The organism is Methylotenera sp. G11 (genome assembly GCF_000799735.1).
Classification (GTDB): Bacteria; Pseudomonadota; Gammaproteobacteria; order Burkholderiales; family Methylophilaceae; genus Methylotenera.
In genome coordinates this window covers 2,188,710-2,201,714 of the sequence record NZ_JUHH01000001.1, presented here as the reverse complement: position 1 = coordinate 2,201,714, position 13,005 = coordinate 2,188,710, and the positions used below count along the sequence as shown (strand labels likewise).

14 protein-coding genes are annotated in these 13,005 nt (G+C 48.2%); 6 read left to right on the top strand and 8 right to left on the bottom strand.

Annotated features, from left to right (window positions below):
- Positions 1-27 precede the first annotated feature (27 nt).
- Genes GQ51_RS10260 through GQ51_RS10250 form a run of 3 tightly spaced genes read right to left on the bottom strand, consistent with a single transcriptional unit; the run spans position 28 to position 2,794 of the window.
- The gene (locus GQ51_RS10260; RefSeq protein ID WP_047552591.1) at positions 28-1,290 is read right to left on the bottom strand and encodes an MgtC/SapB family protein; all 1,263 of its coding nucleotides are present in this window, start codon (positions 1,288-1,290) and stop codon (positions 28-30) included.
- 31 nt (positions 1,291-1,321) lie between these two features.
- Entirely contained in the window at positions 1,322-1,996 is a 675-nt protein-coding gene (radC, locus tag GQ51_RS10255) for a RadC family protein (protein ID WP_047552588.1), read from the bottom strand.
- A 33-nt stretch (positions 1,997-2,029) separates the two neighbouring features.
- Positions 2,030-2,794 carry a hypothetical protein gene (locus GQ51_RS10250; protein WP_047552585.1) on the bottom strand — a complete coding sequence of 255 codons (765 nt, stop codon included), beginning with the start codon at positions 2,792-2,794 and terminating at the stop codon, positions 2,030-2,032.
- A 78-nt stretch (positions 2,795-2,872) separates the two neighbouring features.
- On the opposite strand from GQ51_RS10250, the gene coaBC reads away from it, so the two are divergent.
- From coaBC to rpmG, 5 genes are all read left to right on the top strand, one after another.
- Positions 2,873-4,048, top strand: a complete 1,176-nt coding sequence (gene coaBC / locus GQ51_RS10245) for a bifunctional phosphopantothenoylcysteine decarboxylase/phosphopantothenate--cysteine ligase CoaBC (RefSeq protein WP_200884417.1) — start codon at positions 2,873-2,875, stop codon at positions 4,046-4,048.
- A 199-nt stretch (positions 4,049-4,247) separates the two neighbouring features.
- The gene (locus tag GQ51_RS10240; RefSeq protein WP_047552580.1) at positions 4,248-6,416 is read left to right on the top strand and encodes a TonB-dependent receptor family protein; all 2,169 of its coding nucleotides are present in this window, start codon (positions 4,248-4,250) and stop codon (positions 6,414-6,416) included.
- Between the two features lie 107 nt (positions 6,417-6,523).
- Positions 6,524-6,976 (top strand): dUTP diphosphatase, encoded by a 453-nt coding sequence (dut, locus tag GQ51_RS10235; protein WP_047552578.1) that lies wholly within the window; start codon positions 6,524-6,526, stop codon positions 6,974-6,976.
- A gap of 101 nt (positions 6,977-7,077) precedes the next feature.
- Positions 7,078-7,314, top strand: a complete 237-nt coding sequence (rpmB, locus tag GQ51_RS10230) for a 50S ribosomal protein L28 (RefSeq protein ID WP_019899727.1) — start codon at positions 7,078-7,080, stop codon at positions 7,312-7,314.
- Positions 7,315-7,351: 37 nt separating this feature from the next.
- Positions 7,352-7,507 (top strand): 50S ribosomal protein L33, encoded by a 156-nt coding sequence (gene rpmG, locus GQ51_RS10225; protein WP_047552575.1) that lies wholly within the window; start codon positions 7,352-7,354, stop codon positions 7,505-7,507.
- A 111-nt stretch (positions 7,508-7,618) separates the two neighbouring features.
- Here rpmG and GQ51_RS10220 read toward each other — a convergent pair whose 3' ends face one another.
- On the bottom strand, positions 7,619-8,890 hold the full coding sequence (locus tag GQ51_RS10220; RefSeq protein ID WP_047552572.1) for a mechanosensitive ion channel family protein: 1,272 nt from the start codon (positions 8,888-8,890) through the stop codon (positions 7,619-7,621).
- A gap of 47 nt (positions 8,891-8,937) precedes the next feature.
- Positions 8,938-10,374, bottom strand: a complete 1,437-nt coding sequence (gene mgtE, locus GQ51_RS10215) for a magnesium transporter (RefSeq protein ID WP_047552569.1) — start codon at positions 10,372-10,374, stop codon at positions 8,938-8,940.
- 152 nt (positions 10,375-10,526) lie between these two features.
- Between mgtE and GQ51_RS10210 the strand changes: the two genes are divergently transcribed.
- Complete coding sequence (locus GQ51_RS10210; protein ID WP_047552566.1) at positions 10,527-10,766, top strand: glutaredoxin family protein; 240 nt, start codon at positions 10,527-10,529, stop codon at positions 10,764-10,766.
- Between the two features lie 84 nt (positions 10,767-10,850).
- Here GQ51_RS10210 and rplQ read toward each other — a convergent pair whose 3' ends face one another.
- From rplQ to rpsD, 3 genes are all read right to left on the bottom strand, one after another.
- Positions 10,851-11,240, bottom strand: coding sequence for a 50S ribosomal protein L17 (rplQ, locus tag GQ51_RS10205; RefSeq protein ID WP_047552564.1), 390 nt, complete (start codon positions 11,238-11,240; stop codon positions 10,851-10,853).
- 42 nt (positions 11,241-11,282) lie between these two features.
- Positions 11,283-12,269 (bottom strand): DNA-directed RNA polymerase subunit alpha, encoded by a 987-nt coding sequence (locus GQ51_RS10200; RefSeq protein ID WP_047552560.1) that lies wholly within the window; start codon positions 12,267-12,269, stop codon positions 11,283-11,285.
- 104 nt (positions 12,270-12,373) lie between these two features.
- A complete protein-coding gene (gene rpsD, locus GQ51_RS10195; RefSeq protein ID WP_047552556.1) occupies positions 12,374-13,003 on the bottom strand; it encodes a 30S ribosomal protein S4 in 630 nt (209 codons plus the stop codon).
- Between the last annotated feature and the right edge of the window lie 2 nt (positions 13,004-13,005).

The window sequence follows — 13,005 nt, the reverse complement described above, 5'->3', positions numbered from 1 at the left end:
AAATTAAGCAAATATTGAGCACTGCAGCTAAAACACCCACCATGCAATCCAGATTGAAGCAATCTGGATAATGATGCCAAAAGACACCTTGCGTACAAATTCACGCCCGCCGGTAAGGGCTGCCACGATCACTTTGGAGCTGGCGTTCACTGAGAATGCCACCAATATCGGCACGGCAGCATCTGCTACGGCGAGCTTGCCTGCAAGCGCAAGCGATGCAACCGAGATTGTAGCAGCATGGGCATCAGCGAGCCCCGCCACGCCCGAGGCAAGAATCAAGCCCGCCTGGCCGAACCACGCATTAAGCGCCGCAGAAGCCAGCAGCGCCAGGGCAATGACTACCGCCAGCATGATTGCCGTTTTGATGCTGAATGACCGGCCCGGGTTGGCCATTTCAGTGCCATTCTGGTGAAACGAACTTAAGGTCACGACCAATCCATAGATAGAGATAGCCACCCCACCAAAGACCAACGGGCCGGCAAGCGCATACAGTGTCGGTGGATGAATGGCCGCAAGCAGCAGGCTCAGCTGCAAAACCGTAGACAGGCACGAAAGCGTGGCGCCGGCAACCGCAGCAGCCATCAGCTCAGGCGTTTTGCGCGCACGTGTTCCCATGGCGCCGACCGTGGCGATGCTGGAAATGAATCCTGATACCAGGCCTACGACCGGCAAACCGATTTTACCGCCGAACAGGCGTAACGCAAGATGGCTGACTGCACCGATGAACATGACCAGAATGACAATCAGCCATAAGTTACGCGGATTGATCGCATCAAACGGCCCGATCAGCGCGTTCGGAACAACCGGCAACACGATCAGCGTTGCGGCAGCAAGTATGAAGAAATCATTCATTTCATCCTTGGTAACGGCACCGCGCACAAACCAGTGAATCGGCTCCTTGGCTGCAAGCAATATTGCAACAGCCACGGCGAGGCTGGCGGCCAGCCCTGCCTCACTCATCGCCAGCCCGCCCAGGATCACCGTAAATATCAGACTCACCTCTGTCGTCAGGCTGGGATTGTCATCTTTACTGACAAAAGTGGCGGCTGTCACAAATACAGTCACACAGATGATCGATACCATGAGTAGCCACGGGTCGATCGCAGTGCTTACCGCACCCAGCAGCGATGCAATGGTAAAAGTCCTGATTCCGGCTACCGTACTGCTGCCGGCACCATCTTTTCTGCGCTCTCCGGCAGCCGCCTTTCTGCGCTCGCGCTCTGAACCGATCAGCAAGCCTATGCCTAATGCGACCGCCAGGTTGATCCAATGTGCATTATCGATGATCATGCCAGTTTTCCATTCTCCAATTCAACACGACTCACAGCAGGCCGCGTTCGGCAAAAGACAGGGTCTGGTTGCCCGCCACGATAAAGTGGTCCAGTACGCGTACATCCACCAAAGCCAGTGCCTGTTTCAGCTGGCTGGTCAATGCTTCATCTGCCGCACTTTGCTTTGCGACCCCGGATGGGTGATTATGTGCAAAAATGACACCGGCAGCATTATGATGCATGGCGCGTTTCACCACTTCGCGCGGATAGACGCTCGTTTGCGTAAGCGTACCACTAAACATTTCCTCAGTCGCATTCAACCTGTTCTGCGCATCCAGAAACATCACCAGGAACACCTCCCGGGTCAAGCCGCCCAGCTTCAGCACCAGATAGTCTCTGACCTGCCGCGGCGATTCAAAGACATCACGCTGCTGCAACTGCTCACTCAACGCGCGACGGCTCATCTCGAAAATAGCCTGCAGCTGCACATACTTGCTGCTGCCTATGCCGTGCACCTGGCTCAGCGCTTGCTCACTTGCTGCAAAAATGCCGTTAAGGCTGCCAAACTCACTCAGCAGGTCGCGCGCGAGATCAACCGCGCTTTTCCCGACAACGCCTACACGCAGGAAAATAGCCAGCAGCTCGGCATCCGACAGTGCCGCAGCACCCTGTTCAATCAGTTTTTCACGCGGCCGCTCGCTGGCTGGCCAATCCGTAATCGCCATTTTAACGCTTTCGCCTCCCCATCAATCATCCGATTATCGCAACCATCCGATTTCACGCGCAGTCATGTCGCCAATCAGCGTTTGTCCCAGGTTTTTTGGAATTTCTGCACTTGTCTCACTTTGCGGAATGCGCCCGCCCATCAATTCTGCGAAGTCCTGCGGGTAAAGCGGGTTTTTCCCGGGTTCCGCATAGCCATCCGGGTAAACAGGCAGGGTAGTCGTCAGATCATACTTATCAGTCGCATTCAATGTATGCAGCAACTCATGCGCCAGTATGACGAGGTTCTGCTTATGATAACCAGTGTCGGCAAACAGGTTGACGCGCCCGATACGCCCTTTGCTTAATGCGGTGGAATGGCTTAATCCGAATTGGGTTGCAGGATCGTGATAGAGCAGATACATGCGGATATCAGGTTTCACGCCGACTTCAGGGCTATTTGCCCAGGCAAAAAACCTGAATTTCAGGCTCCAGATAATCGTACTTAACACGCTTTTATCGGTAGGCGGTGCCGGTGGCGCTTCGCTTACCGGCGCCCCCAACTGTATCTCAATCGGTCGCCGCAGCTCCAATTGGTACGGCGCGGCTTCTTCAGCAAAATATTCAGCAACAGGCTCGAAATCCGCGGCTGTCAGCGTGCGTAAGTAAGCACCCACCTTTGCGCTGCCATCCATATTCACAGGATACACAGCGACGTAAAAATTGCGCTTCCAGGCCAGGTCAACTTTATCCAGCCAGACCTGCTGCACAACCGTTGCCAGAATTAACAGCAGAATAGCAATCCTCAACTTACGCCACATAATCCATCAATCTTTCACAGGGGTTTCCAGGCACGGAATCTGGGTTAAAATGCAAGCATTACATAAATTGCTGCGAATATGCAAACTCACAAATCCATCGTGCTGGGCATTACCGGGGGCATTGCCGCTTACAAGGCAGCTGAACTTGTCCGTCTGCTGGTTAAGGCCAATATAGAGGTACAGGTTGTCATGACCGAAGCCGCCTGCCAATTCATCACTCCGGTCACGATGCAGGCACTCTCAGGCAAACCGGTATTTAAAGACATGTGGGACGCATCGATTGCAAATGGCATGCCGCATATCGAGTTAAGCCGCGCCGCAGATGCGGTGATCATTGCACCGGCAAGTGCTGACTTCATTGCAAAACTCGCACATGGCCACGCCGATGATCTACTCTCGACCCTGTGCCTGGCACGTGATTGCCCATTACTGATCGCCCCGGCCATGAATAAGCAGATGTGGGAAAACCCGGCAACGCAGCGCAATATTGCGTTGCTGGACTCGGATGGCATCGGCATCCTGGGGCCAGGCAGCGGTGAACAAGCCTGTGGCGAAACCGGCCTGGGACGCATGCTTGAGGCCGATGAGCTATTGAACCTGATCCAGGCGCATTTCCAGCCCAAAATACTCAAAGGCAAGAAAATACTGGTGACCGCAGGCGCCACACTGGAGATGATAGATCCCGTACGAGCCATCACCAACCTGAGCTCCGGAAAAATGGGTTACGCCATCGCTCAGGCAGCACTGGAAATGGGCGCGGATGTTACGCTGGTAAGCGGGGCCAGCGCACTAAAACCGCCATCCGGTGTAAAACTCATCTCCGCGACCAGTGCAGAATCCATGTACCAAAGCGTCATGAAGAACATTGCCGCACAGGATATTTTTATCAGCGTAGCAGCGGTTGCCGACTATTCCCCAACTGAAACCAGCACACAGAAAATCAAGAAAAGTAAGTCACCACTTACAATAGAACTGAAAGCCAACAAGGATATTCTAGCCGAGGTCGCCAGCTTGCCAAGCCCGCCGTTCTGTGTAGGGTTTGCTGCAGAATCTGAAAACCTGCTCGCATACGCAGAGGCCAAACGCACATCAAAAAAACTGCCGCTGATCGTTGCCAACCTCATGAACGACAGCATGGGACTAGACACCAACAACGTGACCCTGCTTGATGATGCAGGCGCACACCCACTGCCCATGCTACCCAAGAAATCCGTAGCTGGATTACTGCTGCAGCATATCAGCGCTATGCTGTAAATAAAGCGCAGGCCAGCAGCCTGCGCTACACGCGGTAATCAATCGCCTGATGCAGAATCAGTCACCATCAACAGATTTTGCATTTTCCCGTCTCATTAACCATATTATTTTCATGGAAATACTGATGTTATATTTGCATGAATCGCTTAAAATCCGCGCAAACCAAGTCTTAATCACATTAATTACCTAAGGTTAGTCTATGTCGCACCCTAACAATTACAAAAGAAAAATCATATCTGCTGCCGTATTGAGCACACTCAGCGCCAGCTATCAGGCGTTTGCTGAAGAATCGGCACCTATCGCCAAAATCATAACCGCACCCGTGGTTGTTACCGCCACGCGCGTTGAACAAAACAGCTTCGACCTGCCGGTAGCGATTGACGTGGTGAAAAAAGAAGACATCCAGGATGGCCAATTGCAGATGACGCTTTCCGAAAGCCTGATCCGCGTGCCCGGCGTCACAGCGCAGAACCGCACCAACCAGTCACAGGATCCGCAAATATCCAGCCGTGGATTTGGTTCGCGCTCCAGCTTCGGTGTGCGCGGCATACGCGTTTATGTAGACGGTATTCCTCTGACAATGCCGGATGGACAAGGCCAGCCAGGTGTCGTTGATTTATCAGCCATCAAATCTATTGAAGTGATGCGTGGCCCGTTCTCAGCGCTTTATGGTAACTCCTCCGGCGGCGTCATCCAGATGTTTACGGAAGATGCGCCCAAAAACCCAGTCGTCGGCGCGACAGTGATGTTTGGCAGCTACGATACCAAACGTCAAATCATCAACGCTGCCGGCACAGCAGAAAATATTGAATATTTGCTGAATGTGTCCAACTTTGAAACAAACGGTTATCGCGATAACAGCGCAGGCAGCAAACAGCAAGCCACCGCCAAATTCAAAATCAATGTCAGCGACGACACAAAAGTGAATGCGCTCGTAAACTGGTTTGAACAGGACGCAGAAGACCCATTAGGCCTGCCTAGAGTTGCAACGGCAAACGACCCATCCGCTTTCAATGACCCTAAAGCAGCACCTAACAGCGCTTACAGGGCAAAAACAAGAGTCAGTCGCGACCACACCCAGGTTGGTTTTAATATCGAACATGCGCTCAACGCAAACAATAAAATCAACCTGATGACCTACGTCGGAAATCGCAAGAACCTGCAATACCTCTCTACCAGCACCACCACAACCGCAGGCAGGGCAAGCTCGATAGACCGGGATTTCTGGGGATCGGACTTAAGATGGGACAACAATGGCAACCTTTTCAGCATGCCATACAACCTCTCCGTGGGCTTGACTTACGGCAAAATGAATGACAAGAGACTCGACATCAATACCGATAGCGGCATTAAACGTCCGCTCATAGCCGGAAACGGCAACTTTGCACTAAACCGGGATGAAGATAATATTTCTACAAACTTCGACCAGTATATTCAAGGAAAAATATCACTAAGCGATAACTTCGATATCCACGCTGGCGCCAGGCACACCAAAGTCAAACTCGAGGTGAATGATAACTTCCTGACCGGTTCAGCCAATAACGGCAACAACAGCGGCTCTGTTGAGTACCAGAAAACCACGCCGGTGATTGGTGCCATATGGAAAGTGACACCGACCTTCAATCTGTACGCAAACTACGGCAAAGGCTTTGAAACACCGACCTTTATCGAAGCCGCCTATAACTCCGTTAACAATGGCGCGCCAAACCTGGCGCTTAAACCCAGCGAAAGCACCAACTATGAACTAGGCCTGAAAGCGATCATTGCAGATAACCATCAAGTCAACTTCAATGTATTTAAAATTGATACCGACGATGAAATCGTGACAAAAGAAACCAATGCTGCCAACAGAAGCGTATTCGGTAACGCAAACAAGACCAAGCGTAAAGGTGCTGAGCTGTCTATTGATTCGCAGTTCAGCCACAATATATCGACATATTTTTCTTATTCATTATTAGACGCCAAGTTTGATTCCGACTTTACCTACATACCGTCTTCCGGCATCCCCACCACCATCGAATCCGGTAACAAAATCCCCGGCACGTATAGCAGCCAGGTTTATGGTGAAGTCGCATGGAAATACAATCCGCTTGGCTTCAAAACCGCTTTGGAGGCCAGACATAACAGTAAGGTGTATGTAAACGACATCAACACTGATTCTGCGCATTCTTATACCATATTCAACATACGTGCAGGTTTTGAGCAGAACCTGGCTAACTGGCGTTTCAGTGAGTATGTGCGTGTAGAAAATATGTTTGATAAAGAATATATAGGCTCTGTGCGCATCAACGACAGCAACCTGAGATTCTTTGAACCCGCTGCTGGCAGAAACTACCTGCTCGGCCTAAGCGCTCAATATAAGTTCTGATTTACAACGTTTACAGTTTATAGCTGCCTGACCGATCAGGCAGCTTTTTTATTATGTATATTTGGTGTCTAATATGCATTCATTCCAACCAATATAAAAACCACATCATGTCTATCCTCATCGACCTTAAAATACTAGACGACCGTCTGCGCAGCCAGTTCCCTACTTATGCCACACCAGGTTCTGCCGGCCTTGACCTCAGAGCATGCATCGATGCGGCCATCACCTTGCAGCCGGGCGAAACCACACTCATCCCGACCGGCATGGCTATCCATATCGACAACACATATTATGCAGCCCTGATACTGCCACGTTCCGGCCTGGGTCATAAGCACGGCATCGTGCTGGGCAATCTTGTAGGCTTGATAGATTCAGACTACCAAGGGCAGCTCATGGTATCCTGCTGGAATCGTGGCAATACGGCGTTCGAACTGAACCCCATGGAGCGTATAGCCCAGCTGGTCATCGTACCGGTAGTGCAGGCAGAGTTTCATGTTGTCGATGATTTTGATACGTCTGAACGCGGCGAAGGCGGATTTGGCAGTACCGGTAAACATTAATAAACAACATGCATTAATAATCACATATTTAGCTTGAACAAAGTTAAGTTTATGGTCTATAATGCCGCTCTTTCTCAAAAATAGAGTTCTTGGAGATAACCATGGCACGTGTATGTCAGGTAACAGGCAAAAAGCCGATGGTGGGTAACAATGTTTCTCACGCACAAAACAAAACAAAACGTCGTTTTTTACCTAATTTGCAAAACCGCAAATTTTGGGTTGAAAGCGAAAACCGCTGGGTAAGCATGCGTATTACTAACGCCGCATTACGTACAATCGACAAAAACGGTATTGATGCTGTTTTGGCTGATATGCGTGCCGCTGGCCAAAAGATTTAAGCTGCTAACTTAAATTTAGCAAATAAAGGAAAGTAAAATGCGCGAAAAAATCAAACTGGAATCAAGTGCTGGCACAGGTCATTTCTATACCACTACAAAAAACAAACGTACTATGCCAGGTAAATTCGAGATCAAGAAATTTGACCCTGTTGCACGTAAACACGTGATGTACAAAGAAACAAAATTGAAATAATCATTATTTCAAGCATAAAGAAGCCCGCTTTTCAGTGGGCTTTTTTATTAGCTAAACCTGCTATCCAAACCTGCCATCTAGCCGACTAAATCCAGCCATATCCAATAATGGTTAATTTTTATCATTCAATATGCGCACTTCACGCTGCGGATAAGGGATAGAAATAGCGTTCCTATTGAATGCCTTCCATATTTCCAGATAGATATCCGATTGCAGCGCCCCGCTCCCCTCTTCCGGGTCTGGAATCCAAAAGGAAAGCATCAAATCAATACCGCTTTCAGCAAAGCCTTTGATCTGCACAGCAGGCGCAGGCTCCACAAGCACCCGGGGGTTACGCACAGCAATATCCACCATCAGCTGCATTGCCAATTCAAGCGGACTGTCATACCCCACCTGAACCGGCATCGATATCTTACCTCTATGGTCAGTAAAGGAATGATTGATGACAGGTGTGGTAATGAGCGTTTCGTTAGGAATAATGACTTCCGTACCATCCAGTTTGCGCAATACCAGGTAGCGCGTACGCAGGTCACTGACAACGCCATAATGGCTATCAATCGTTACAATATCGCCTATTTGCATGGATTTATCGAGCAGGATAATGAAACCGCTCACATAATTGCTGGCGATGCGCTGCAAACCGAACCCCAGGCCAACACCCAGCGCACCGCCAAACACGGAAAGCATTGTGATATCAAGCCCGACCGCGGACAGGGCAATCAGGATTGCCAGAAACAGCAAAAATACGCGCAGCAGCTTAGACAGTACAACTCGCAGATTCATGTTGATGTTCTGAACACGCATCAGCTTGTTTTCAATCATCCGGCTAAACCACAGGGCAATGAAAATCGTGACCAGTATCGTCAGGATTCCCTGCAGGGCAAGCAGTAAATTTACTGGGTTTTTTCCGATATTAAACTTGATATCTTCCAGGGCATTCAATATCTCCGGCAGCAGGCCGCTCAAGTGCAGTGCCATCAGTATCCAGATCAGGCCGGCAATGCTGTTTTCAAGCGTTTTAAGCATGCCTCCGGGCTCAATGATGTAACGCACGGCATAAACCACTAAACGGATCGCTGCCATCGCCAGCAGCAGCTTGCTGGCCAGCAGCAGCAAACTGGTATGCTGCCAGTAATTCAGGATGAGTTTCCCCATCAGGACAAAGATCAATGTAGATAGCGGGAACAAAACGCGATTAATGCCACCGATCCCAAGCTTCCAGTGCTCAGGTGCATGACGCATCACGCTGGCACGCAACAAGCCGTTAATTGCCCAGGCTGCGCAGCAGGCAGCCACTACAATCGCCAGCTGCCACAAACCTGCAGGTGTAGAGATATCGTCAATGACCTCCTGCAGGATCATCTGAATACTGTCATGATTCATATTTAAATCAACCCGATTAACAATAAGTCAAAATAATGCATCAAATTCTAGAGCAAGAATATTGTTGCAAGACCAAGGAAAATAAAGAAACCGCCACTGTCAGTCATCGCAGTAATCAGCACGCTGGAACCCACAGCCGGGTCACGGCCAACCTTATTCATCACCAGCGGAATCATGACGCCCATCAATGCCGCCAGCAGCAAATTGAGGGTCATGGCCGCCATCATGACCAACCCTAATTGATAGCTACCATAAAGCACATAGGCGATTACGCCAAGCACGCCGCCCCAGAGCAGACCATTCAGCAGGGAAACACCAAGCTCTTTGGTAATCAGTGATTGCATATTGTGGCTGGAGACCTGCCCAAGCGCCAAACCACGTACAATCATGGTGGTCGTCTGATTACCCGAGTTACCTCCTATGCCCGCTACAATCGGCATTAACGCTGCAAGCGCAACAATTTTCTCTATCGAACCTTCAAACAGCCCGATCACACGCGATGCTACCAATGCCGTAACTAAATTAATCGCCAGCCATGCCCAGCGGTTCTGCACCGATTTCCATACAGATGCAAAAAAGTCCTCTTCTTCACGCAAGCCGGCCATGGAAAGCATATCGCTTTCCGCCTCTTCACGGATCAGGTCCATCACAGCATCTACGGTCACCCGACCTATTAGTTTATTATTTTCATCGACCACAGGCGCAGTGACCAGGTCATAACGCTCAAAAGCCTTTGCCGCGTCATCGGCAATATCTTCAGGATGAAAAATAACCGCATCTTCCGACATTACATCAGCAACATTGTCATCCAGGTCACTGACAACCAAACGTTTGAGCGGTAATACACCGCGCAATATATCGTGCCTGTCCACCACAAACAGCTTATCAGTATGATCAGGCAGGCTACCTAGCCGTCGCATGTATCGCAATGCGACTTCAAGTGAAATATCTTCACGGATCGTCACAATGTCAAAATCCATGATTGAACCTACGGCATCGTCCGAGTATGACAATGCTGATTGCAGCCTCGCACGGTTTTGTGCATCCAGGCTATCCAGCAAGTCCTGGAAAACATCTTTAGGGAGATCAGGTGCCAGGTCGGCAAGTTCATCGGTATCAAGCTGTTCAGCAGCAGCAAGCAACTCGTCGGAATCCATGTCCGCGATCAGCGTCTGTCGCACGGCATCGGATACTTCCAGCAAGATTTCGCCGTCACGTTCGGCCTTGACTAGCTCCCAAACATCCAAACGCTGCTCGAGCGGCAAAGCCTCAAGGATGTAGGCAACGTCAGCCGGATGCAAAACATCCAGTTTTTTCTGTAATTCCTGTAAATTCTGCTTATGTACTAAAGACTCTACAAGCTCGTGATTTGGCATCTCCTGACTATGCAGCAAATTCTCAACTAAACGATGCTTGTCAAGCAAAGAAATAACCTGCTGCAGGTTCTCGCTTAGACTATCTTTGGACTCTTGATTATCTGCCATAATGTCCTGAAATAACGACGTTTGATTTTATGTATGCTAGTACGCCATTATGATTTATTTTTGATGGAAAATAGAATTTTATTAGTATAAATATACGTCTATTCCAAGCAAATATAATGCAGCAAATACTAAAACCAGGGGCTTGCTAATTAATGAAACAACTCGTTCTTTATACAACTTCGCACTGCCATCTTTGCGAGCAGGCTGAGGCGATGCTAATACACTTGAAAAGCCGCCATGAAATTAACTGGCTTATTCAAGAGATCAGCGATGACGATGGCTTGATCGAAAAATACGGCATCAGGATACCTGTTATCGCGCGTGTAGGTACCCAAGCCGAATTGAATTGGCCATTTACAGAAAATGATATCGTCATGCTTATCAAAGCTTAGCCATTGGCGATTTCCGGAATATATGCCGGAAATTAAAAAGCCAGCTAAATGCTGGCTTTTTAATTGTAAAACTTAATGAATTACTTACTCAGCAACAACAGCTTCTGCAGATGTATCTGGACGATCAACAAGTTCAACCAATGCCATAGGTGCATTGTCGCCATTGCGAAAACCGCATTTCAAGATACGTAAGTAACCACCGTTACGTGCGTTGTAACGAGGACCAAGTTCGCCAAACAGCTTACCTACGATGTCACGATCACGTAAACGATCGAAAGCTAAGCGACGATTTGCTAAAGTTGCAGTTTTACCTAAAGTAATTAAAGGCTCTGCGAATTTACGCAACTCTTTTGCTTTTGGCAAAGTAGTTTTAATGATTTCATGACGCAACAATGACGCAGTCATGTTACGGAACATCGCCGCACGATGGCTGCTAGTACGATTTAATTTACGATTGCTATTACCGTGACGCATAGTAATTCCTTAAGGTTTCTATAACTTCAATATCAAGCTTAATTAAGCTTTTTCCAGACCAACTGGTGGCCAATTCTCTAACTTCATGCCTAATGTCAAGCCACGAGTTGCCAGAACATCTTTAATCTCATTAAGTGATTTACGACCGAGGTTAGGCGCCTTTAACAGCTCATTCTCTGTACGTTGGATCAAGTCACCAATGTAGAATATATTTTCTGCTTTCAGGCAATTTGCAGAACGTACTGTCAATTCAAGATCATCAACCGGACGCAGTAACACTGGATCCACCTGAGGAGCTGATTTAACTTCCACTTCACTTGGAGCACCTTCCAGATCGGCGAACACTGACAGTTGACCCATCAGAATTCGAGCTGCATCACGGATAGCTTGCTCAGGTTCAATCACGCCGTTGGTTTCAACATCCATTACAAGCTTGTCCAAGTCAGTACGCTGCTCAACACGCGCGCTATCAACATAGTAACTTACCTTGTTGATCGGGCTGAATGATGCATCAACCATAATAAAACCTAAAACACGGTCTTCATCATTCGCTTTTTGACGTACAGGAACTGGCTGATAACCACGACCCATTTCTACTTTAACTTCCAGATTCAGTTTGCCGCCTTTTGTCAGGTGTGCAATCACATGGTTAGGGTTCACGATTTCAGCATCATGGCCTGTTTCAAAATCACCGGCAGTCACAACACCTTCAACTGACTTATTCAGCTTCAGAATTGTTTCTGATTTTGAATTCAATTTAAGAGCAACGCCTTTAAGATTCAGCAAGATATCAACAACATCTTCCTGAACGCCATCAATCGTTGAATACTCATGAACAACACCATCAATCTTTACTTCAGTAATAGCGAAGCCAGGGATTGATGACAGCAACACACGACGTAGCGCATTACCCAATGTGTAACCAAAACCACGCTCCATAGGCTCAAGTGTTACTCGTGCACGCAATGGAGATAAAACCTCAACATCAACTACGCGCGGTTTCAAATACTCGGTAGGACTGTTTTGCATAGTTATACCTTTAATTTTTTTAATAATCTTACAGGCCCGTGGCCTATAAACGCTGAAGTTAGCAAACCCATAAGGATCTGCTAACTGCGCGATTCACAACTTAATTACTTAGAGTAAAGCTCAACTACCAATGATTCATTGATTGTTGGTGGCAATTCATCACGTTGCGGCTTAGCTTTGAAAGTACCTTTCAAAGCTTTAACATCAACTTCCAACCATTCTGGGAAACCGCGTTGTTCAGCAGCCTCTAAAGCACCTTTAATGCGCAACTGTGATTTAGCAGCTTCAGCCACACTGATCACATCACCAGCTTTAACTTGGTATGAAGGAATGTTAACGCGCTTGCCATTTACTAAAATACTGTTGTGACGAACGATTTGACGCGCCTCAGTACGTGAACCGCCCAGACCCATTCTGTAAGTGACGTTATCTAAGCGGCACTCAAGCAATTGCAGCAGGTTTTCACCGGTAATGCCTTTTTTACGGTCTGCTTCAGCATAGTAGCTACGGAATTGAGCTTCTAAAACGCCGTAAATACGACGCACTTTTTGTTTCTCACGCAATTGAACGCCGTAGTCTGACAGGCGTTGATTTCTACGTTGGCCATGTTGACCAGGTGGGAAATTACGTTTTTCAATAGCGCATTTATCAGAAAAGCATTTTTCAGCTTTTAAAAACAACTTTTCGCCTTCACGACGGCATTGACGGCATTTAGGATCTAAATTTCTAGCCAAGA

Excerpts from the sequence above, each read along its gene's own strand:
- GQ51_RS10220 (WP_047552572.1), bottom strand. The coding sequence starts at position 8,890 with ATGAATCATGACAGTATTCAGATGATCCTGCAGGAGGTCATTGACGAT.
- rplQ (WP_047552564.1), bottom strand. The coding sequence starts at position 11,240 with ATGCGTCACGGTAATAGCAATCGTAAATTAAATCGTACTAGCAGCCAT.
- rpmG (WP_047552575.1), top strand. The coding sequence starts at position 7,352 with ATGCGCGAAAAAATCAAACTGGAATCAAGTGCTGGCACAGGTCATTTC.
- mgtE (WP_047552569.1), bottom strand. The coding sequence starts at position 10,374 with ATGGCAGATAATCAAGAGTCCAAAGATAGTCTAAGCGAGAACCTGCAG.
- GQ51_RS10210 (WP_047552566.1), top strand. The coding sequence starts at position 10,527 with ATGAAACAACTCGTTCTTTATACAACTTCGCACTGCCATCTTTGCGAG.
- GQ51_RS10200 (WP_047552560.1), bottom strand. The coding sequence starts at position 12,269 with ATGCAAAACAGTCCTACCGAGTATTTGAAACCGCGCGTAGTTGATGTT.
- GQ51_RS10250 (WP_047552585.1), bottom strand. The coding sequence starts at position 2,794 with ATGTGGCGTAAGTTGAGGATTGCTATTCTGCTGTTAATTCTGGCAACG.
- radC (WP_047552588.1), bottom strand. The coding sequence starts at position 1,996 with ATGGCGATTACGGATTGGCCAGCCAGCGAGCGGCCGCGTGAAAAACTG.
- dut (WP_047552578.1), top strand. The coding sequence starts at position 6,524 with ATGTCTATCCTCATCGACCTTAAAATACTAGACGACCGTCTGCGCAGC.
- GQ51_RS10260 (WP_047552591.1), bottom strand. The coding sequence starts at position 1,290 with ATGATCATCGATAATGCACATTGGATCAACCTGGCGGTCGCATTAGGC.
- GQ51_RS10240 (WP_047552580.1), top strand. The coding sequence starts at position 4,248 with ATGTCGCACCCTAACAATTACAAAAGAAAAATCATATCTGCTGCCGTA.
- rpmB (WP_019899727.1), top strand. The coding sequence starts at position 7,078 with ATGGCACGTGTATGTCAGGTAACAGGCAAAAAGCCGATGGTGGGTAAC.
- coaBC (WP_200884417.1), top strand. The coding sequence starts at position 2,873 with ATGCAAACTCACAAATCCATCGTGCTGGGCATTACCGGGGGCATTGCC.